Raw genomic sequence first — 21,743 nt, forward strand, 5'->3', positions numbered from 1 at the left:
TTAACCCCTAAGTTCCAGTAAACGAGCTACGTATTTTCCAATTACATCAAACTCTAAGTTTACCACTGTGCCCACCTTATAATTGTTAAAACAAGTGTGTTCAAAGGTATATGGTATAATAGCAACGCTAAACTGATCTTTTTTCGAATTAACCACGGTAAGACTAACCCCATCTACGGTAATGGATCCTTTTTCTATAGTAACGTTATTTTTGCTAGAATCATAGGTAAAGGTAAAAAACCAACTACCGTCTTTTTGGTCAATTTTTATGCATTCTGCTGTTTGATCCACGTGTCCTTGCACAATGTGTCCGTCCAGGCGTGTACCAAGAAGCATGGCACGCTCAAGATTTACCTGTTGGCCAACCTTTAACGCCCCAATGTTGGTTTTTTCTAGGGTTTCTTGTATGGCGGTAACGGTATAGGTGGCATCTGTTAAGGAAACTACCGTTAGGCAAACCCCGTTATGGGCAATACTCTGGTCTATTTTAAGTTCAGGGGTGAGTTTAGATGCAATGGTTATGTGTAAATTATCGCCCTCTTTCTCAAGTCGCTCTACCGTTCCCAATGTTTCAATGATTCCCGTAAACATGTCTATGTAAATTTAGCTAGCTTTGTGAATACAAAAATAGTTATACTCAAGCGGAAAGATGGGAGAACCCAACAAAATAAAATTAGGAATCTCTATTGGAGATATTAATGGTATTGGATGCGAGGTGGCCTTAAAAACATTTTTAGATAACCGCATGTTAGATTTTTGCACCCCAATTTTCTATGCGTCCAACAAAACCATATCCGAACAAAAAAAACGATTAGGATTAGAAATTTCTTTTCAGGGCATACCCAGTGCTGAAAAAGCACACCCTGGAAAAATAAATGTTTGCAATGTTTGGAAAGAAAATCCAAGGATACAGTTTGGAGAAGCCACTGAAGAAGGGGGTAAATTTGCCATAAAGTCTTTAAGAGCTGCAGTAAATGCTTTAAAAAAGAATGAAATTGATGTGTTGGTTACGGCACCAATAAATAAAAACAACATTCAGGCAGAAGATTTTAAATTTCCGGGCCATACAGACTTTTTAGCTAAGGAACTTGGCGGTGATAGTTTAATGTTTATGGTTTCTGATGACCTAAGGGTTGGTTTGCTAACCGATCATGTAGCGGTAAAAAACGTTGCAAACGAAATCACCACTAAAAGGGTAAAAGACAAGGTTTTTACAATGATGAATTCTTTAAAAGTGGATTTTGGTATTCGAAAACCAAAAATTGCTTTGTTGGGTATAAATCCACATAGTGGGGACAATGGTACAATTGGAGAAGAAGACGAAAAAATAATGAAGCCGGCAATAGCCTCTATGTTTGATGATGGCCACCAAGTTTACGGCCCATATTCTGCGGATAGCTTTTTTGGCTCTGGTAACCATAAAAATTTTGATGCGGTCATTGCAGCATATCATGACCAAGGGCTTATTCCATTTAAAACCTTGGCTTTTGGCAAAGGCGTAAATTTTACGGCAGGCTTATCCAAGGTAAGGACATCTCCAGATCATGGAACGGCATATGAGATAGCAGGAAAAGGAATGGCAGATGCCAGTAGTTTTACAGAAGCAGTGTTTTTGGCCTTAAAAGTATTTAAGAATAGGGAAGAATATGCAGAGCTAAGTAAAAATCCGCTTAAAAAACATCAATTAAAGAAAAAAACAAAAGCGCAATAATTTTTATAAATTGTTGGGTATGTATAAATAAATAGTATCTTTGCACCCGCCTTACGGGGCTGGTACACAAACAATAAGTGTAAGATGAAGCAGTTAAAGGAGTTTTTTATTCCTTTTAAAGGATTAAAACAAGGAAAGCACACGTTTGAGTACAAAATAGGCAATTCGTTCTTTGAGTCTTTTGATTATGAGGATTTTAATGATGTTAATGTGTCTGTTGAAGTGGCGCTCAATAAAATGAGCACCATGATGGAGCTAGACATGCGTGCATCTGGTGTTGTTAATGTAAATTGTGACATTACCAATGAGCCTTTTAATCAAGAAATTAATGGCGATTTACATTTGGTTGTCAAATTTGGAGACGAATTTAACGACGAAGACGATGAAATTTTGATTTTACCTCATGGAGAACACCAGGTGTATATAGCACAATATGTGTATGAACTTTTGGTGTTGGCGGTACCACAAAAGCGGGTACATCCAGGGGTAGAAGATGGTAGTTTGGATTCTCCTGTTTTAGATAAACTAGAAGAGTTACAACCGAAAGAGGAAAAGATTGATAAAAAAAATACCGACCCAAGATGGGACGGACTTAAAAAGTTATTAACGGATAAATAGGTAACAATGGCACATCCTAAGAGAAAAATATCGAAAACGAGAAGGGATAAAAGGAGAACCCACTATAAAGCATCCATGCCTACTATTGCCCAAGATAGTGTAACTGGTGAAATGCACCTTTACCACAGGGCTCATTGGCACGAAGGTAAATTGTACTACCGTGGCAAAGTGCTTATAGACAAGACAGAAGAAGAAACTGCTGCATAAGCAATAGAAAAAGAAATTTTAACTCCCGAAATTGAGAAATATCGGGAGTTTTTTTATGGAATACGTCCAATAGGTCAAGAATCCTAATTTTAGCAGAGAAAGTCATAAAAAATGAGTAATTTTCGCCGAAATTTGGTCTTTTTTGGCCTTTTTTATTTAAAAACAATTCATAATGGGTAAAACAACGGCGGCCATTACAGCCGTAGGGTCTTATGTTCCCGAGCATATTTTGACCAACAAGATGCTAGAATCCATGGTAGAGACCAATGATGAGTGGATTACGACAAGAACTGGTATCAAGGAAAGAAGAATATTGAAAGAAGAGGGGCAAGGAACATCCTTTATGGCCATTAAAGCCGCAGAAGATTTGATTAGAAAATCAAATTTAGACACGGAAAGTATAGATATGGTTTTAGTGGCAACTGCTACCCCCGATCAGCCTGTAGCCGCTACCGCTGCGTATGTTGCTAGTGAAATTGGTGCTAAAAACGCATTCGCTTATGATTTGCAAGCAGCTTGTTCTAGTTTTTTATACGGTATGTCTACTGCCGCCAGTTATATAGAATCTGGCCGATACAAAAAAATACTTTTGATAGGAGCAGATAAAATGTCTTCTATTATAGATTACACAGACCGTGCTACCTGTATTATTTTTGGTGATGGTGCCGGTGCGGTACTTTTTGAAGGTAATGAAGAAGGTCTTGGATTACAAGACGAATACCTGCGCAGTGATGGTGTTGGTAGAAATTTCTTGAGAATAGAAGCAGGAGGATCTATTTTACCAGCTAGCGAAGAAACAGTAAAAAACAATCAACATTACGTATACCAAGATGGTAAAACGGTATTTAAGTTTGCCGTCTCCAATATGGCAGAAGTATCTGCTAAAATTATGGAACGTAATAGTTTAACAAAAGACGATGTAACTTGGTTGGTACCCCACCAAGCCAATAAACGTATCATAGATGCAACTGCAAATAGAATGGGCGTGGAGCCAGAAAAGGTTATGATGAACATTCAACGCTATGGTAACACTACATCTGCTACGTTACCGCTTTTATTAGCAGATTATGAAAAACAATTAAAAAAAGGAGATAACTTGGTATTTGCTGCCTTTGGAGGCGGCTTTACTTGGGGCTCTATTTTCCTTAAATGGGCATATAATTCGTAAATTACAACTAACTAAATCAGTATAGATGGATATTAAAGAAATTCAAAGTCTAATAAAGTTTGTGGCCAAATCTGGCGCAAGTGAAGTTAAACTGGAGATGGAAGATATTAAAATCACCATCAGAACAGGTAGCCAAGGTTCTGGCGGTGAAACTACCATTGTACAACAAATACCAATGGCGCAAGCGCCAGTGGCCCAAGCTCCAGCACCTGCTGCAGCCCCAGCGCCAGCAGCTGCCGCCGCCCCAGAAGCTGCAAAAGCGGATGATGATTCTAAATACATCACCATTAAATCTCCTATTATTGGTACTTTCTATAGAAAGCCTTCGCCAGATAAGCCAGCTTTTGTAGAGGTAGGTAAAGACATTAAAGAAGGAGACGTACTTTGTGTTATTGAAGCCATGAAATTGTTCAATGATATTGAGTCTGAGGTTTCCGGTAAAATCGTTAAGATCTTAGTAGACGATTCTTCTCCGGTAGAGTTTGATCAACCATTGTTTTTGGTAGACCCTAGTTAATAAAAATTTCAATTAGCCAATTCCAGTTTTGGAGATTTTCAGAACAGGTTACTTCTACATTGAATTTTTAAACAAAACATTATGTTCAAAAAAATATTAATTGCCAATAGGGGAGAAATTGCATTAAGGGTTATACGTACCTGTAAAGAAATGGGTATAAAGACCGTAGCAGTTTATTCAAAGGCAGATGAGGAAAGTTTGCACGTACGTTTTGCAGATGAAGCGGTTTGTATTGGGCCTGCTCCAAGTAGTGAATCGTACTTAAAGATTCCAAATATTATAGCTGCTGCAGAGATTACCAATGCAGATGCCATACATCCAGGTTACGGTTTCTTGTCAGAGAATTCTAAATTCTCTAGAATCTGTGCAGAACACGATATTAAGTTTATTGGTGCTTCTGGGGAGCAAATAGATAAAATGGGAGATAAGGCTACGGCCAAAGAAACCATGAGAAAAGCTGGTGTACCTACGGTACCCGGTTCTGAAGGGCTTTTAAAAGATGTTGCCCACGCTAAAAAGGAAGCCGGTAAAATGGGCTATCCCGTAATGATCAAAGCTACTGCTGGTGGTGGTGGTAAAGGTATGCGTGCCATTTGGTCAGAAGAAGAAATGGAAAGCAATTTTGAAAGTGCCGTACAAGAAGCAAAAGCTTCTTTTGGAAACGGTGGCATGTACATGGAAAAGCTTATTGAAGAGCCAAGGCACATAGAAATACAGGTGGTTGGGGATCAGTATGGGAAGGCCTGTCACCTATCTGAAAGAGATTGTTCCGTGCAACGTAGACACCAAAAACTTACCGAAGAAACGCCATCTCCGTTTATGACGGATAAGCTTAGGGAAGATATGGGAGCTGCAGCGGTGAAAGCCGCAGAATACATTAAGTACGAAGGTGCGGGTACGGTAGAATTTTTGGTAGACAAACACCGAAACTTCTACTTTATGGAAATGAATACACGTATACAAGTAGAACACCCAATTACCGAACAAGTAATTGATTATGATTTGATCAGAGAACAAATCTTGGTAGCTGCAGGTGTACCAATTTCAGGTAAAAATTACATCCCAAAACTACATTCTATTGAGTGTAGAATCAATGCGGAGGATCCGTTTAATGATTTTAGACCTTCTCCAGGTAAAATTACTACCCTACATACGCCAGGAGGTCATGGAGTACGTTTGGATACACACGTTTATAGCGGTTACATAATTCCGCCAAATTATGATTCCATGATCGCTAAATTAATTACCACTGCTCAAACAAGGGAAGAGGCTATTAATAAAATGCGTAGGGCTTTGGATGAATTTGTTATTGAAGGTGTAAAAACAACTATACCTTTTCATAGGCAATTAATGGATAGCCCAGATTATTTGGCAGGTAATTATACCACCAAGTTCATGGAAGGTTTTAAAATGGACGATAAGTATAAAGATTAGTAATTTAACCCTCGTTTTAAACGAGGGTTTTTTATGCACTTTAGTTACTGGGAATACAAACAGTGGTTTCAACATGTAGATTATACGGTAGTTGGTAGTGGTATTGTTGGCCTATCTACGGCCTTGGCCATAAAGGAAGCGCAACCATCCGCTAGCATACTTATTTTGGAAAAAGGAAATCTTCCAGAAGGAGCAAGCACAAAAAATGCTGGTTTTGCCTGTTTTGGAAGTGTTTCTGAGCTTTTAATGGATTTAGACACCCATTCTGAAGAAGAATTGATTGAATTGGTAAAAAGGCGTTACAACGGAATAAACGCTTTAAGGGCAATGTTTGGCGATGATGCAATTGGTTTTAAGCAATTGGGAGGGCATGAAGTATTTTTAAAAAAGGATAAAGATTTATTTGAGCGGTGTAAAGACAAAATAGCTTATTTAAATACACTTTTTCATGAAGTATTTGTGCAAGAAGCATTTTCATTAACACCTAATAAATTTGGCTTTTCTGGTATAGAAGACCATTACATTACCCATTCTTTAGAAGGCCAATTAGACACGGGTAAACTAATGCAAGCATTGTTAAAAAAGGCACATAAAAGTGGCATAAAGATTATTAATGGCCTTAAGGTTTTGGGGTTCGATGCGATTGAAAATCAAGTTTCCGTTCAGCTAGAAAATTTTGACTTTAAAACCAAAAAATTACTGATAACCAATAACGGATTTGCGAAGCAATTAACGGAACAAGCGGTAGAGCCGGCAAGAGCACAAGTGTTAATTACCAAACCCATCAAAAACTTACAAATTAAGGGTACATTTCATTTAGATGCCGGCTATTATTACTTTAGAAACATAGATAACAGAATTTTACTTGGTGGAGGCAGGAATTTGGATTTTGAAGGAGAATCTACCACGCAATTAGGGAATACAGAACAAATTATATCCAAACTCAAAATGTTGTTACATCAAACCATCCTTTCTAATACTCCTTTTGAAGTAGATTATACATGGAGTGGTATTATGGGGGTGGGCCCACGGAAAAAGCCAATTATAAAAGAGTTGACAAAGAATGTGTTTTGCGGTGTTCGTTTAGGTGGTATGGGTATAGCAATTGGTGCTGCGGTTGGCCAAGACCTGGCAAATAAAGTTTTGAGAACATGATAAAGGGAGAGCTACTAGCATATTGTAAACAATTTGTAACAGGCAAATTGAAAAACCTAAACAACCGAATACAAGAGGTAAACCAAGCATTACTTTCCGAAACAAAAAGCACTGCCGGCGATAAACATGAAACAGGGCGGGCTATGGTGCAATTAGAACGAGAGAAGTTAGGTTCGCAATTGGCAGAGTTGGAAAAAATGGAAAAGGTGCTAGCTAGAATATCAGAAACCCCAAATACCATAGGAGCTCTAGGAAGCCTTGTTGTAACGGATAAAGCAACCTATTACCTTTCTATTTCGGCAGGGCAATACAAAACAGAAAAACATGCCGTTTATTGTATTTCTACGGTATCACCAATTGGCAAGTTACTTTTAGGGAAAAAGGCAGGGGATTGTATTGAATTTAATGGCAAACCAATTACTATTAAAACAATATACTAGTAATCTGGCTTTGGAGGTTTTCTCAAGTGTTTTTTTAAAGCCATTTTTTTCTTGGCGTCAAGACGTTTTAAAATGGCATTCTTACTGGGTTTGGTTGCCTTTCTTTTAGCAACCGGTTTTAGGCTGGATTCTAATATATTCCATAGCCGCTTTATTGCCAACTCTTTATTCTTGTGCTGACTTCTAGTTGTACTGCTTTGTAAAGACAAAACACCTTCTTTGGTTAGGCGATGTTGCAATTGCTCTTTTAAGCGTAGTTTTTCTAAATCGGACAGTCCGGCAGAATTGTTGATGTTAAATAGTAATTCAACTTTGGTGGCTACTTTGTTGGCATGTTGTCCACCAGGTCCACTACTTCTAACGGCTCTAAATTCTAATTCTTTAAGAATGATAGTCCTTTGCATGCGTTTTAGAAATACGTTCCAATAGTGTTTTGGCCGTTCCTTTTAGTGCTACTTTGGTGCCGGGTATTATGGAGCGGGAATGTATAAACCAGACCATTAAATTGGTTTCGTGAAAGGCTTTGACCAAAAAATGGCTTCCTTTAAAAAAGGACTCTTCTACGGTTACCATAAAATCACTATTCTGTGTTACACTAAGCTCATGGGGATAGACAATTATAGGTCTATCTATATAGTAACCAGGATTCAAAAAATACAATGGAATGGTGTTTGCCTCTCCAAATAAACTGGCGGCGTATAAATTTTTAGGGTGATTGTAAACATTTTTTGTAGGCCCAAAATCTAAAATCTCACCATCTTTTAAAACTAAAGTAAGCCAAGAAAAAGGTAAAATATCGTCAGGATCGTGCGTAGCGTTGATTACCGTAATTCCCTTCTCTTTTAAATAAGGGAACAGTAACTGCTTTAATCCATTTTTTTTGAATTGGTCTATACTGCTAAATGGCTCGTCTAACAATAATATTTTAGGCTCTTGGGCAAGTGCTTTGGCAATAGCAACGCGCTGTTGTTGGCCACCGCTTAGGTTTTTAACCTTTACATGGGCATAATCCTCAAGTTGTATCACCTCTAGCAATTCTTGAATACGTGCTTGGTGGGTTTCTGGTTCAAAAACAGACAAATGCTCACCAATATTTTCGCTTACCGTGGTAAATGGCATTAAATCTAAATCTTGGGAAACATATTTCATATAGTTTTCCCCAGGAATTAAATTAAAATCTGGCCCCAAAACCTTTTGGTTGTTCCAAGAAACCTCTCCCTGACCCAATTTCAATTTTCCATATATAGCCTTTAAAAGTGTGCTCTTACCAGAACCACTTTCACCTATTAAAGCCAAGTGGCTTCCGTTGGGCAACTGAAAAGAGATGTCTTTTAAAATGGGGTTTTCGCCATAAGCGAAGAAAACATTATTAACCTGCAGCATAGTGTGTAATGTAAGCAATTTTGGCCTAGAATAAAAGCGGTTATCCTAAGCCAAAAGTACTCAAGTCTTAGTCTTTAAACTCTTTTAAAACCGATTGGTTCGGCAATTGTTCATAGCCCATATTGAACAAGGTAAAACCAAAAATATCGGCATATTGTTCTATGGTCTTACTAACGGGTGTACCCGCGCCATGGCCTGCATTTGTTTCTATACGTATTAACGTAGGGTTAGTACCTGCCTGCTTTTCTTGTAATTCTGCCGCAAATTTAAAACTATGCGCAGGTACCACGCGATCATCATGGTCTCCGGTGGTTACCAATGTGGCAGGGTAACTGGTTCCTGTTTTTACGTTATGCACAGGAGAATAGCCTTTTAAATAAGTAAACATTTCTTTATTGTCTTCTGCGGTACCATAATCATAAGCCCAACCTGCACCGGCAGTAAAAGTGTGGTAACGCAACATGTCTAGAACACCTACCGCAGGTAAAGCTACCTGCATTAAATCTGGCCGCTGCGTCATAGTGGCACCTACTAATAGACCACCATTGGAACCACCGCGAATAGCCAAATATTCTTTAGAGGTATACTTGTTATCGATAAGATATTCTGCAGCAGCAATAAAATCGTCAAAAACGTTTTGCTTCTGTAGTTTGGTACCGGCGTCGTGCCATTCTTTTCCATATTCACCACCGCCCCTTAAGTTGGGTACGGCATACACGCCGCCTTGCTCCATCCAAACTGCGTTGGCTATACTAAAAGAAGGTGTAAGGCTAATATTAAAGCCACCATAGCCATAAAGTATAGTTGGGTTTTTGCCGTTTAGTTCTAGTCCCTTTTTATGGGTAATGATCATAGGTACCTTGGTACCATCTTTGGAAGTATAGAATACTTGTGTAGATTCGTAATCTGAAGGATTAAAATCGATTTCTGGTTTCCAGTATTGCTCGTATTTACCTGTTTCTACGTTATACTTATAAGAAGATCCTGGGGTATTGTAATTGGTAAAAGAAAAATAAAACTCTTTGTCTTCATCTTTACCGCCAAAACCACCAGCACTACCCACTCCTGGAAGTTCTACTTCTCGTATTAATTTTCCATCGTAGTTATATTGGTAAACTTTTGAAATGGCATCTACCATATATTCTGTAAAGAAATAGCCACCACCTTTACCGGCAGTTAAAACATGCTCTGTTTCTGGAATTACATCTTTCCAGTTTTCCGGGGTTGGGTTGGCTACCGTAGTAACCACAATTTTTTTGTTTGGCGCCTCCAAATTGGTCACCATCCAAATTTGGTCACCTTCATTATCAATCACGTAAGTATCAGAGTCGGTATGGTCTAAGAGGGTAACTAAAGGGCTGTTTGCCTTAGTTAAATCTTTCATGAATAATTTATTGCCAGAAGTAGATACAGATGCCGAAATAAACAAGAAACGTTCATCTTCTGATACACGGCCACCTACATATCTGTGTTTTTCAGCTTCGGTACCACCAAATACAAGTTCATCTTCTGCTTGTGGTGTGCCCACCTTATGGTAGTAAAGTTTATGCTGATCTGTTTTAGCAGATAATTCACTTCCTTTAGGCTTGTCATAGCTAGAATAGAAGAAACCTTCATTTCCTTTCCATGAAATTCCAGAGAACTTGATGTCTACCAAGGTATCCTCTACCTGCTCCATGGTTTCTGTATCAATAACTATAGCTTTTCTCCAATCAGAACCTCCTTCTGAAATTAAATAGGCGGCCATAGAACCATCTTCTGTAAAACTAAGCCCCATTAAGGAGGTGGTGCCGTCTTCAGAAAACTCATTTGGGTCTAAGAAGATTTCTTCGGCACCATCTTCTTTTTTTCTATAGACAACATATTGGTTCTGTAGTCCATCGTTCTTATAAAAATAAGTGTATTTCCCTTCTTTAAAAGGCGAACCTAATTTTTCATAATTCCACAATTTTTCAAGACGATTTTTTAAATCGGTACGGAATGGAATTTTATCCAGATAGCCGAATGTTGTTTTGTTTTGGGACTTCACCCATTCTTCGGTTTCTGGGCTTCTATCATCTTCTAACCAGCGGTAGGGGTCTTTTACTTCCTCACCAAAATACACGTTTACCGTATCTACTTTCTTCGTTTCTGGGTACGTCACAACAATAGGTTCAGGTTTTGATTCATTTTTACAGGCCACGGCAGCACCAATGGCCAGTAGATAAATTAGTTTTTTCATGGTTGTATAAGCAATTAGTCTATCTAAAAATACCAATGAATAAGCCAATCTAATGATTGGGCATGAATCTCTTAACTATTTTTAACGTTCTAAATGCGTTTACAATTAAAAAGGGACATGATTGAAAAATCATGCCCCTCATATATTTTTTGGATGCTAAACTTTTATACAAGTTTATTTGCCACCAAGTACTCTGCAATTTGAACGGCATTGGTAGCTGCCCCTTTTCTTAAGTTATCGGCAACAATCCACATATTTAATGTGTTGGGTTGCGTTTCATCTCTACGCATGCGGCCAACGAATACCTCATCTTTATCGTGCGCGTAAATGGGCATAGGATAACTATTTGCCGCTGGGTTGTCTTGCACTACTATACCTGGTGTATTGTTTAGAATTTCTCTAACTTCATTTAAATCAAAATCATTGCGAAACTCTACATTAACACTTTCAGAATGTCCCCCGGCAGTAGGGATACGAACCGCAGTAGCTGTTATGCTAAACGTTCTATCGTCCAATATTTTTTGTGGTTCACGAGCCAATTTCATTTCTTCTTTGGTGTAACCGTTTTCCATGAAAACATCGCAATGTGGTAAAGCATTCTTATTTATAGGATAAGGATAGGCCATTTCGCCTTTGATTCCTTGAGCCTCATTTTCCATTTGTTCAACTGCCTTAACACCTGTTCCAGAAACCGACTGATAGGTAGAAACAATAACGCGTTTCATTCCATATTTTTTGTGTAAAGGGTTTAACGCCATAACCAATTGTATGGTAGAACAATTGGGATTGGCAATAATTTTGTCTTCTTTGGACAAAACATTGGCATTTATTTCTGGTACTACTAACTTTTTATCTGGGTCCATACGCCAAGCAGAAGAATTATCTACCACAGTGGTACCAACTTCTGCAAATTTTGGCGCCCATGTTAAAGAAGTGTCTCCGCCTGCAGAAAAGATGGCTATATCCGGTTTTGATTCTACAGCGGTTTGTAACCCTATCACCGTATGTTCTTCACCTTTATATGTCAATTTCTTACCTACGGAACGCTCAGAAGCAACCAATAACAATTCTGAAATGGGAAAATTACGTTCTGCCAATACTTTTAGCATTACTTCGCCAACCATACCGGTAGCGCCAACTACAGCTACTTTCATCAGTTTTAAATTTAAGGTTGTAAAGTTAAGTCTAGTAAATTTGTAAACAAGCGTTTTCGGTTGAAATATATAAAAAACAACAAAAAGTTATAAATATAACATTTGGGTTTAATTAAAAAAAACCGCCCACAAGGATTCCTGTAGGCGGCTTAAAGTTAAAAATAGGTGTAGCGGTTGTCCTTCCCTAATTTGGGAAAGGCTACGATTATTTTTTCAACGCATCTCTAATTTCCATCAAAAGGTCTTTTTCAGACGGTCCTGGATCCGGAGCTGGCGCTTCTTCTTCTTTTTTCTTCATTTTGTTAACACCCTTTACGATCATGAACATTACAAATGCCACAATGATAAAGTCGATAACGTTGGTTAAGAATTCTCCGTACAATACGGCAACCTCTCCAACGGTTTCTCCTGCCTCGTTCACGGTACCTTCAGTTATAATGTATTTTAAATCTTTAAAGTCGGCATTAAATATTAAACCGATAAGTGGGGAAACAATACCACCAGTAAATGAGGCTACTACCTTGTTAAAAGCAGCACCCATTACGAAACCTACAGCGATATCCACTAGGTTTCCTTTCATTGCAAAGTCTTTAAACTCTTTAAGCATTTTTACAGATTATAATGGTTAATAGATAGCGAAAGTACAAAATTCACAAAAATTAAGAAGTGTTTAACAAAAAAACACTACAAAATTTTACGTTTTACCCTAGCGCCGATTCCTGTGAGCAATTCATAAGAAATGGTTTTTGCCGTGCCTGCCATTTTATCAGCACTATGGTTGGCACCAAAAAGTAAAACTTCATCTCCTTCTTGGCATGGTATACCGGTTACATCTACCATAATCATATCCATACAAACATTACCGATTATAGGTGCCCAATGCTGATGTATTTGTACAGCGGTTTTACCGTTTCCGTATTGTCTGCCTATACCGTCTGCATGGCCTATGGGTAAAGTTGCCGTACGCATAGGTTTATCTGCAACAAAGGCCCGGTTATAGCCAATGCTTTCTCCTTTTTCTATGGAATGTATTTGTGAAATAACCGTTTTTAACGTAGCTACAGGTTTTAGCTCTTTATCGTACTTAGCTTCATTACCATAACCGTATAGCCCAATGCCGCTTCTAACCATATCAAAGTGTGCTTCTGGATAATTTAAAATACCAGAAGTATTGCACATGTGCATCATGGGTTTGTAACCAATTAGTTTAGATAAAGCATTAGTATCTTTAATAAAGTGCGCTATTTGGTTGGTGCTAAAGGTTTTCTCTTCTAAATCTTCAGATGCTGCCAAATGGGATAATACGCTTTTAATGAAAACGCTTTCCGTTTGATTTATCTTGTTGGCGATATTTTCAATATTTTCTGCCTTAAGCCCAAGTCTATTAAGACCGGTGTTGAATTTTAGATGAACAAGGTATTTCTTAACCCCTTTTTGTTCGGCTAAGTAAATAAAGTCTGCAATTATTTTTTCGCTATACAGGTTTGGCTCTAAATTGTATTGAATAACCTCTTCAAAATTTGCCTTTAAGGGGTGCAATACCAAAATGGGTAATGTTAGGCCCGCGTTTCTTAACAAAACACCTTCTTTGGCATAAGCCACGGCCAAGTAATCTGCCCCCAGTGCTTCTAGCTTTTTTGCAATGGCAACCATGTCACTACCATAGGCAAACGCCTTTACCACCCCAAGAAATTTAGCGCCGTTCTCTATTTTAGATTTTAAATAATGGTAATTATGGCTTAGCGCATCTAGGTCTAAGAACAAGGTGGTTTCCTCAACATTACTCATTCGCCGCTTTGTTTTTTTTGGCTATCTCTTCTGCCTGCACATCCATCTTTTTAACCTTTTCTCGCAACATCGCTTTGAAAAAAGCAGCCCTGCTAAGCGGTTCGTATTCTTCGGTCTCCCCTAACAAGACCAATTTATCGTCACTGGATTTTCTAAAACTATAGTTGGCCAAGTTACCCGTTCGGGTACAAACCGCGTGTACTTTTGTAACGTATTCTGCGGTGGCCATAAGGGCAGGCATGGGACCAAAAGGATTTCCCTTAAAATCCATATCTAGGCCGGCTACTACAACACGTATGCCTTTGTTGGCCAAGTCATTGCAAACAGATACTATTTCATCATCAAAAAACTGGGCTTCATCTATACCTACTACATCACAGCCATCTGCCAAAAGCCTAATATTAGCCGCGGCCGGTACCGGAGTAGAACGTATCTCATTTGCATCATGGGAAACTACCATTTCCTCATCGTAACGAGTGTCTACTTGAGGCTTAAAAATTTCAACCTTTTGTTTGGCAAATTGCGCACGTTTAAGTCGCCTTATCAGTTCCTCGGTCTTACCAGAGAACATAGAACCACAGATTACTTCTATCCATCCAAACTGTTCTTTGTGGTTTACGGTGTTTTCGAGAAACATGTTGTATTTTTAATGCTTAATTACGGAAATGCCTCTATGGCACAAGAGGAACAAAGCTACTAAAAATTTATAGCGGATTAAACGTTAAAATTTAACCTTTTGTTCTCAGTACAAATTCCGTTTTGGTATTACATTTATAGTTAAAGAATTAGTGCGATGAAAAGAAAGTTAAGGGAAGAATTGATTAAGCTGGCAACAGAGATAATTACTAGCCGCGAAGACAAGGAACTAGCTGCATTGTACGACACGGCCAAAAACTTGTACGAAAAAATTGCCGTACTAAAATTCATTGACGAAAAACTGAATGACCTTGAAGTAGATGTATCTAAAAATGCTATCGCTGCCAAGTTTGAAACCATGGCAACAGCTGTTTTAAATGATAACAAACAGGTGCCAGAGAATAATCCGCACGACGAGGATATCATTACACCCGGTATGGATACTATAAAAGATATGGTTTCAGAAATGCCCAATGAAGCCTTGGAATACATATTTGGCGATTTTATAGCAAAGCCCCAGACCATGAAGAACGAAAAGGAAATCTTGGCTCCGGAAACTGCAACACCAGCCACGGCAAAATCCTTGAACGATAAGCTGAATAAGGAGCTACAAATAGGTTTAAACGATCGTTTAGCATTTGTGGGTCAACTATTTGGTGGTAGTATGGAAGATTATACACGGGTTATTTCGCAATTGAACACTATAGGCTCAGAGGCAAAATCTATAGAATTTATAGACAACATGGTAAAGCCAGAATACAATAATTGGGCAGGCAAAGAGGAATACGAGACACGTTTTAAGCAAATAATACAAAGACGGTTTGCATAACCACTACTTATTGCAATAAACCGTAGATAAAACAGGTATACCGTAAAATATGGGAAAATTGTACTTGGTGCCCACACCAATTGGTAATTTGGAAGACATGACCTTTAGGGCTATAAAGGTTTTGCAGTCCGTAGACTTAATTTTGGCAGAAGACACCCGTACCAGTGGTAAGCTCTTGGGGCATTTTGAAATTGATACTCCTATGCAAAGCCATCATATGCATAACGAGCATAAGACCGTAGACCAACTTTTGAAAAAACTACAAACTGGCTTGGTAATTGCATTAATTTCAGACGCGGGCACTCCTGCTATTTCTGATCCTGGATTTTTACTCACACGGGCCTGTGTTGAAAACAATATAGAGGTAGAATGTTTACCGGGAGCTACGGCTTTTGTACCTGCCCTGGTCAATAGTGGTTTACCTAACGATAAATTTGTGTTTGAAGGCTTTCTCCCGATTAAAAAAGGGCGCCAAACACGCCTACAATTGTTGGCAGAAGAAACCAGGACAATTATTTTTTATGAAAGTCCACACAAATTGGTAAAGACCTTAACACAATTCGCAGATTTTTTTGGTGCGGATAGGCCAATATCTGTCTCCAGGGAATTAACCAAAATGTATGAAGAAACCGTAAGGGGAACCGTTACAGAAGTATTGGAGCACTTTACTACGCACCCACCAAAAGGAGAATTTGTTTTAGTTGTTGGTGGTAAGAAATGATTGCTTTTAGCTGAGCATTTAAGGGAAGTTTGTATTCATGGTAGATTATCGGGTAGACCCTAAAAGTTTTCCAATTTTAAAAATCTTCTGTTTCCTGTTCCGCTAGCAAAAAGAAAAGCGTTAGATACTTTTTGTAATAAGTAGTAAATTGCTAATACATACTTCCATCATGCTTACCTTTCTCCCAGCCATATTTTCCCAGATAGTGTTTTCCGCTTTCAACGGCACCTTCTTCAATATCCGTACCCATAGAATCATTCCATCTGTTTAAATACCCAAAAAGAGAAATAACACCCAAGATTTCTACTATCTCACCAGCCGTCCAATGTTCGTGTAAACGTTTTTTTATTTCTGCGTTTACGGTGTTAGGCACTTGTGATGCCGCCAAAGAAAAGTCTAGCGCCGCACGTTCGGCCTCAGAAAAAGCTGGGTGGCTACGGTATTCCCAAATATTTTCTAATTGCTCTTGTTCTGCACCATAGCGTTCCGCAGCACGTATGGCATGGGCTTGGCAATACCTACAACCAGTAGCATTACTGCTTACCCAAGCAATCATTCGTTTTAAGGCCGAGGTAACTTTACCCTCGTTGGCCATTACTGCTTTGTTCAGATTTATAAATGCTTTTGAAATGGCAGGTCTGTGTTGCATGGTCAAGACCGAATTTGGACAAAAACCCAATGTCTCATTAAAAAAAGCTGCCAACTCCTTAGTTTCTTGATCGTGTTCTGGGTTTAGGGGATTAACTAATGCCATGTTCTTCTATTTAGTTTTGTTGCCGTATTTTTATTCTTTAACAAGAAACGAAATCTTATGGCAAATACAAATCATATCATTACAACTTGGTTGGGCAACATGGCGTTTGAAAGTACCAACCCGTCTGGTCATACCCTAAAAATAGACGCTGGACCAGATGATGGGGGCGAGGGAAGTGGGTTACGCCCTAAAGCTTTAATGCTTTCTGGTTTAGCTGGCTGCTCTGGATTAGATGTTGCTTCGTTAATTAAAAAGATGAAATTAGAGGTTAAGGATTTTAGAATACATACCATAGCCAATCTTACGGACGAACACCCTAAGTATTACGATAAGGTGGTCATTGAATATCATTTTACTGGTAATAATCTAAACGAAGCCAAACTACAGCGCGCCGTAGATTTAAGTGTTGAAAAATATTGTGGCGTAATGGAAATGTTTAGACGATTTGCAGATTTGGAAATCAAAACAGTTTTTACAAAAGGCTAATTCTATATGCGTTGGACCATTAAGCCAAAACCAGAACAAAAAATGGTCGATGCCTTGGCAACAGCATTAAATGTTGATGGTTTGGTAGCGCATTTACTCGTGCAACGCGGTATTACCAATTATGAGGAAGCCAAAAAATTCTTTAGACCAGAGTTAAAACACCTGCATGATCCTTATTTAATGAAAGATATGGATAAGGCCGTGCATAGGATAGTAAAGGCTATAGAGGATGGGGAGAATATTTTGGTATATGGCGATTATGACGTTGACGGTACCACTGCGGTAGCTTTAATGAGTAGCTTTCTGCTAGAGCGTTACCCCAAGGTGGCAACCTACATACCAGATCGGTATACCGAAGGATATGGTGTTTCTTTTAAGGGTATTGACTTTGCAGAGGATAATGAGTTTACTTTGATTATTGCCTTGGATTGTGGTATTAAAGCCTTGGATAAAGTGGCTTATGCAAAAGAAAAAGGCATTGACTTTATAATCTGTGACCACCACCGACCCGGAGAGCAAGTGCCCAGTGCGGTTGCGGTATTAGACCCTAAACAAGAAGATTGTTCTTACCCCTATAAAGAATTATGCGGTTGCGGGGTAGGCTTTAAGTTAATACAAGCACTAGCTGCAGAAGAAGGTTTGGGAATAGATGCCTTGTTACCCTATTTAGACCTAGTGGCAACAGCAATTGCTGCGGATATTGTACCTATAACTGGAGAAAACAGGGTATTGGCCTATTACGGATTGGAAGTAATTAACAGCCAACCTAGAACAGGGATAAAGGCTATAATTAATCAGCTTAAGAAAAATAGACTTACAATAACCGATGTGGTTTTTGTTATTGCACCACGTATAAATGCTGCTGGGCGTATGGAACACGGCCAGCATGCGGTTAATTTGTTGGTAGAGACTAATTATGCACAAGCAGAAAATTTTGCAAAAGAAATAGAAGAATTCAACACAGACCGTAAAGGTTTGGACAGAACCATTACCCAAGAGGCCCTACAGCAAATAGTGGCAAACAAGGAAGAAGAAAAGTATACTTCTGTGGTATATCAAGAAGATTGGCACAAGGGCGTAATTGGTATTGTTGCATCTAGGCTTACCGAGACTTACTATAGGCCTACCCTGGTTTTTACAAAAAGCGGCAATAAATTGGCGGCATCTGCAAGGTCTGTGAAAGGTTTTGACGTATACAACGCCTTGGAAGCTTGTGCGGATTGCATTGAGCAATTTGGAGGGCATAAGTATGCTGCGGGCCTTACCTTGTTAGAAGAGCAATATGCAGAATTCAAAAAGAAGTTTGAAGAAGTGGTATCTACTACTATAGATGCCAAATTACTTACCCCAGAGTTACATATAGATGCTATTCTAGAATTGAATCAGATTACGCCTAAACTAATGCGGATAATAAAACAATTTGCACCTTTTGGACCAGGAAATATGACACCGGTTTTTATGACAGAGAATGTAAAGGATACCGGTTATGCTAAGGGAGTAGGGCAAGAAGAAGCCCACTTAAAGATGGCGGTCACAAAAAATGGAGCTGGGCCAATTAGTGCCATTGGTTTTAACCTAGGAAAAAAGCTATCGCTGTTAAAAAATCATAATTCTGTTGCTATTGCATACACATTAGACGAAAACGAATGGAACGGTAACGTAAGTTTGCAGTTAAAAATTAAAGATATTAAGTAATGCTATTTTTCTTTTATGTCTAAAAAATTAGACCCTTACGCAGCCCTTCGTTTTAGGGAGTTCAATATTTTTTTATTGGTACGTTTTGCTATGGTGTTTGCTTGGTCTATGCAGTTTATAGTTATAGAATGGCAAGTTTATAGTTTAACCAAAGACCCATTGGCTTTGGGTATAATTGGTTTAATGGAAATAATACCTGCTATTAGTATAGCCTTGTTTGCAGGGCATTTTGTAGATCAAAACGAAAAGCGAAACTTACTGGTAAAATGTATTTTGGGCTTTACGCTGGTAAGTTTGGGACTATTTTTAATTAGTGCACCTAGTGTGGCAGAAAAGTATGACCAAAAAACTATTTTATATAGCATATATGCCTTGGTTTTTATTGGTGGCTTGGTACGTGCTTTTATTGGCCCCACTATTTTTTCCTTAATCGCTTTGATTGTACCCAAGCGTATTTATCCAAATGCGGCTACTTGGAGTAGTTCTACGTGGCAATTTGCATCGGTTTTAGGGCCTGCCTTGGCAGGATTTTCCATTAGTTGGATAGGTGTGCACTGGTCTATGTGCGTAATTTTTGGTTTTAGTGTCTTGGCTTTACTATTCTTATCACAAATTAAGAAAAAGCCAATTTTAAACCCAAAACTAGGAGAGCCGGTTTTACAAAGTCTTAAAGACGGACTCAAATTTGTATTTAGTACCAAGGCTATTTTAGGAGCGTTGAGTTTAGATATGATCGCGGTTTTATTTGGTGGTGCGGTAGCTTTGCTACCCATATTTGCGCAAGATATTTTAAAGGTAGGTTCAGAGGGTTTTGGTATTTTAAGGGCAGCACCTGCGGTAGGCGCATCTATTACCATGTTGGCTAGTACTCGTTTTCCGCTACACAAAAATGCGGGCAAGAAGTTGTTATGGGCCGTTTTTGGATTTGGACTTTGTATTCTAATATTTGGTCTTTCCAAGCTCTTTTGGTTATCTGTCTTGGCTTTGTTCTTAAGTGGTGCTGTAGATGGTGTAAGCATGATTATTAGACAAACCATTCTGCAATTAAAAACACCGGATAATATGCGCGGTAGGGTGGCCTCTGTAAATTCAATCTTTGTTGGATCTAGTAATGAATTGGGAGCATTTGAGAGCGGGGTTACGGCGAAATTGTTTGGTACGGTAAGGGCCGTTATATTTGGCGGCACCATGACTTTACTTACGGTGGGCGGCATGGCTATTTTTTCACCTAGTTTTAGAAAACTAGACTTATCTAAGGACGTAGAGGAACAAGAGGCAGAAAAATAAAAAAATCCCTTTCTAGAAAGAGATTTTTTTCAGTAGGTAATTAAGATTTGGTTGCACCTTAATCCAAGAATTGGGGGATAGATTTTAGTGCTGTAGGTTAGTTCAAAAATTTGGATTATCCCTGTGTCTAAGCATATAGATTTGGAACTATTTCTAATTTGTTATTCCAAAACTACAGCGACAAAAAAGTTTAAAGAATTTATTGTTGTGAAAGCACCAAAACAAGTTGTAGGATAATACCTACAACGTTGTTTCTAGTTTATTGAGCACTAGTTCTTTTCCGTCAAATACTGCGTAGGTGTAATATTTTATCCAGTCTCCTAGATTTATATAGGTAGAATTACTATTTAATTCAATTTTCATGGGTAAATGTCTGTGGCCAAAAACAAAATAATCATAATGCTGGGTTTCTAATTTACGTTTGGCATATTGTATGAGCCATTCTTTATCCTCACCTAAAAAATTAGCATCTGCATCCCCAGAAATAACTTTATTGTTCACAGATAGGTATTGTGCCAGTTTAACGCCCAAGTCTGGATGCAACCACCTAAAGAACCATTTAGAAACTGGATTTACAAATACTTTTTTCATCAACTTAAAACCAGTATCTCCCGGCCCTAAACCATCGCCATGACCAATAAAGAAAGAAGTATTATTAATTACAAACTGCATGGGCTTGTGATAAACGGGTATATTTAGTTCTTCTTCAAAATAACCATTCATCCAAAGGTCATGGTTGCCCACAAAATAATGAATTTGAATACCAGCGTCTGAAAGCTCTGCGAGTTTGCCCAGAGTACGGGTAAACCCTTTAGGGACTACTTTTTTATATTCAAACCAAAAGTCAAACAAATCTCCCATTAAGAAAATAGCTGCTGCATCCTTTTTAATATGATCTAGCCAAGCAACAAAACGTTTTTCTCTGGGTAGGCTTTCTTTAAAGTTGGGTGCTCCCAAATGGTTATCACTGGCAAAGTAAACTTTTTTGCCTTCTGCTAAGTTTTTAATATCCATTGGGGGCAAAGATAGGATTTCTAGTTGTGCATTAACCAAGCCTGTAAGCCAAATAGGAAAATCCTATGACCAATAACGGCGATGCTATCATGAAAGTTATTACGCTACCGCGATATAAATCCCAAAAGGATAACACTTTCATTTTTGAAGTGTTCTTTTTATCATAAATTATAGACACCACATCATTAATTTCGTAAGGTGGTGGATAAGAATCTATTGTGCTGGTGTACGTTTGTTTTTGGTTTTGGTGGTCTGTATACTCAAATACGGGGCTGTAAAGGGTATTGCTTTCACCACGTGAAGTTTTATAACCTATAATGGTTGCCTTAGTCTTAATACCTGTTGCTAAAAGCTTCTTGGTATGCATAAACTGGGTATAGGCCGTATAGCTTAACCCTAGGCCAAGCAGCAGTAAAAAACTATAAAAGATAACCCACCCCATGGATTTTGCCATTAAATTCTATTTATCGCTTGTATTTTTTGTTATTTCTATATCTGGTAAAAATATAAACACCAATTACAAGT

The 21,743-nt window shown here is 38.4% G+C and carries 24 protein-coding genes; 13 read left to right on the plus strand and 11 right to left on the minus strand.

Annotation, left to right across the window (positions count from 1 at the left end; all coding sequences use genetic code 11):
• Complete coding sequence (locus BUL40_RS01750; RefSeq protein ID WP_080317825.1) at positions 1-591, minus strand: riboflavin synthase; 591 nt, start codon at positions 589-591, stop codon at positions 1-3.
• A gap of 58 nt (positions 592-649) precedes the next feature.
• Here BUL40_RS01750 and pdxA point away from each other — a divergent pair, with 58 nt between their 5' ends.
• From pdxA to BUL40_RS01790, 8 genes are all read left to right on the plus strand, one after another.
• The gene (gene pdxA, locus BUL40_RS01755) at positions 650-1,711 is read left to right on the plus strand and encodes a 4-hydroxythreonine-4-phosphate dehydrogenase PdxA (protein WP_080317826.1); all 1,062 of its coding nucleotides are present in this window, start codon (positions 650-652) and stop codon (positions 1,709-1,711) included.
• Between the two features lie 84 nt (positions 1,712-1,795).
• Positions 1,796-2,329, plus strand: a complete 534-nt coding sequence (locus tag BUL40_RS01760; RefSeq protein ID WP_080317827.1) for a YceD family protein — start codon at positions 1,796-1,798, stop codon at positions 2,327-2,329.
• 6 nt (positions 2,330-2,335) lie between these two features.
• Positions 2,336-2,536, plus strand: a complete 201-nt coding sequence (gene rpmF, locus BUL40_RS01765) for a 50S ribosomal protein L32 (RefSeq protein WP_029511569.1) — start codon at positions 2,336-2,338, stop codon at positions 2,534-2,536.
• A 172-nt stretch (positions 2,537-2,708) separates the two neighbouring features.
• A complete protein-coding gene (locus BUL40_RS01770; RefSeq protein ID WP_080317828.1) occupies positions 2,709-3,704 on the plus strand; it encodes a beta-ketoacyl-ACP synthase III in 996 nt (331 codons plus the stop codon).
• Positions 3,705-3,729: 25 nt separating this feature from the next.
• The gene (gene accB / locus BUL40_RS01775; RefSeq protein ID WP_010519536.1) at positions 3,730-4,221 is read left to right on the plus strand and encodes an acetyl-CoA carboxylase biotin carboxyl carrier protein; all 492 of its coding nucleotides are present in this window, start codon (positions 3,730-3,732) and stop codon (positions 4,219-4,221) included.
• An 81-nt stretch (positions 4,222-4,302) separates the two neighbouring features.
• Positions 4,303-5,655: an acetyl-CoA carboxylase biotin carboxylase subunit gene (accC, locus tag BUL40_RS01780; RefSeq protein WP_010519537.1), complete on the plus strand. Its 1,353-nt coding sequence runs from the start codon at positions 4,303-4,305 to the stop codon at positions 5,653-5,655.
• Between the two features lie 33 nt (positions 5,656-5,688).
• Complete coding sequence (locus BUL40_RS01785) at positions 5,689-6,810, plus strand: NAD(P)/FAD-dependent oxidoreductase (RefSeq protein ID WP_080317829.1); 1,122 nt, start codon at positions 5,689-5,691, stop codon at positions 6,808-6,810.
• Positions 6,807-7,250, plus strand: coding sequence for a GreA/GreB family elongation factor (locus BUL40_RS01790; protein ID WP_080317830.1), 444 nt, complete (start codon positions 6,807-6,809; stop codon positions 7,248-7,250). Before BUL40_RS01785 ends, BUL40_RS01790 begins: the two co-directional genes overlap by 4 nt.
• On the opposite strand, the gene arfB is transcribed toward BUL40_RS01790, so the two are convergent.
• The 7 genes from arfB to BUL40_RS01825 form a co-directional block, all read right to left on the minus strand.
• Positions 7,247-7,654 (minus strand): alternative ribosome rescue aminoacyl-tRNA hydrolase ArfB, encoded by a 408-nt coding sequence (arfB, locus tag BUL40_RS01795; RefSeq protein ID WP_080317831.1) that lies wholly within the window; start codon positions 7,652-7,654, stop codon positions 7,247-7,249. The genes BUL40_RS01790 and arfB overlap by 4 nt on opposite strands.
• Positions 7,632-8,633 (minus strand): ABC transporter ATP-binding protein, encoded by a 1,002-nt coding sequence (locus BUL40_RS01800; RefSeq protein WP_010519541.1) that lies wholly within the window; start codon positions 8,631-8,633, stop codon positions 7,632-7,634. The genes arfB and BUL40_RS01800 overlap by 23 nt, the downstream gene beginning before the upstream one ends.
• A gap of 67 nt (positions 8,634-8,700) precedes the next feature.
• Complete coding sequence (locus BUL40_RS01805; protein ID WP_080317832.1) at positions 8,701-10,854, minus strand: prolyl oligopeptidase family serine peptidase; 2,154 nt, start codon at positions 10,852-10,854, stop codon at positions 8,701-8,703.
• Positions 10,855-11,018: 164 nt separating this feature from the next.
• A complete protein-coding gene (locus tag BUL40_RS01810; RefSeq protein ID WP_080317833.1) occupies positions 11,019-12,008 on the minus strand; it encodes an aspartate-semialdehyde dehydrogenase in 990 nt (329 codons plus the stop codon).
• Between the two features lie 205 nt (positions 12,009-12,213).
• On the minus strand, positions 12,214-12,615 hold the full coding sequence (gene mscL, locus BUL40_RS01815) for a large-conductance mechanosensitive channel protein MscL (RefSeq protein WP_010519544.1): 402 nt from the start codon (positions 12,613-12,615) through the stop codon (positions 12,214-12,216).
• Positions 12,616-12,692: 77 nt separating this feature from the next.
• The gene (gene alr / locus BUL40_RS01820) at positions 12,693-13,796 is read right to left on the minus strand and encodes an alanine racemase (protein ID WP_080317834.1); all 1,104 of its coding nucleotides are present in this window, start codon (positions 13,794-13,796) and stop codon (positions 12,693-12,695) included.
• Positions 13,789-14,433, minus strand: coding sequence for a thymidine kinase (locus BUL40_RS01825; protein WP_010519546.1), 645 nt, complete (start codon positions 14,431-14,433; stop codon positions 13,789-13,791). Before BUL40_RS01825 ends, alr begins: the two co-directional genes overlap by 8 nt.
• A 156-nt stretch (positions 14,434-14,589) precedes the next feature.
• On the opposite strand from BUL40_RS01825, the gene BUL40_RS01830 reads away from it, so the two are divergent.
• Complete coding sequence (locus BUL40_RS01830; RefSeq protein ID WP_010519547.1) at positions 14,590-15,261, plus strand: hypothetical protein; 672 nt, start codon at positions 14,590-14,592, stop codon at positions 15,259-15,261.
• 49 nt (positions 15,262-15,310) lie between these two features.
• Positions 15,311-15,982 (plus strand): 16S rRNA (cytidine(1402)-2'-O)-methyltransferase, encoded by a 672-nt coding sequence (gene rsmI / locus BUL40_RS01835; protein WP_080317835.1) that lies wholly within the window; start codon positions 15,311-15,313, stop codon positions 15,980-15,982.
• Positions 15,983-16,133: 151 nt separating this feature from the next.
• On the opposite strand, the gene BUL40_RS01840 is transcribed toward rsmI, so the two are convergent.
• Positions 16,134-16,736, minus strand: coding sequence for a carboxymuconolactone decarboxylase family protein (locus tag BUL40_RS01840; RefSeq protein ID WP_080317836.1), 603 nt, complete (start codon positions 16,734-16,736; stop codon positions 16,134-16,136).
• 57 nt (positions 16,737-16,793) lie between these two features.
• Here BUL40_RS01840 and BUL40_RS01845 point away from each other — a divergent pair, with 57 nt between their 5' ends.
• From BUL40_RS01845 to BUL40_RS01855, 3 genes are read left to right on the plus strand one after another with little or no spacing between them, the layout of a single operon-like run.
• Complete coding sequence (locus BUL40_RS01845) at positions 16,794-17,222, plus strand: OsmC family protein (protein ID WP_010519550.1); 429 nt, start codon at positions 16,794-16,796, stop codon at positions 17,220-17,222.
• A 6-nt stretch (positions 17,223-17,228) separates the two neighbouring features.
• A complete protein-coding gene (recJ, locus tag BUL40_RS01850) occupies positions 17,229-18,917 on the plus strand; it encodes a single-stranded-DNA-specific exonuclease RecJ (protein WP_080317837.1) in 1,689 nt (562 codons plus the stop codon).
• 15 nt (positions 18,918-18,932) lie between these two features.
• The gene (locus tag BUL40_RS01855) at positions 18,933-20,204 is read left to right on the plus strand and encodes an MFS transporter (RefSeq protein ID WP_080317838.1); all 1,272 of its coding nucleotides are present in this window, start codon (positions 18,933-18,935) and stop codon (positions 20,202-20,204) included.
• Between the two features lie 240 nt (positions 20,205-20,444).
• Here BUL40_RS01855 and BUL40_RS01860 read toward each other — a convergent pair whose 3' ends face one another.
• Entirely contained in the window at positions 20,445-21,218 is a 774-nt protein-coding gene (locus BUL40_RS01860; RefSeq protein ID WP_080318018.1) for a UDP-2,3-diacylglucosamine diphosphatase, read from the minus strand.
• A gap of 31 nt (positions 21,219-21,249) precedes the next feature.
• Positions 21,250-21,672 carry a DUF3592 domain-containing protein gene (locus BUL40_RS01865; RefSeq protein WP_080317839.1) on the minus strand — a complete coding sequence of 141 codons (423 nt, stop codon included), beginning with the start codon at positions 21,670-21,672 and terminating at the stop codon, positions 21,250-21,252.
• Positions 21,673-21,743 lie beyond the last annotated feature (71 nt).

The sequence above is a fragment of the Croceivirga radicis genome (assembly GCF_002072105.2).
In the GTDB taxonomy this organism is placed as follows: domain Bacteria; phylum Bacteroidota; class Bacteroidia; order Flavobacteriales; family Flavobacteriaceae; genus Croceivirga; species Croceivirga radicis.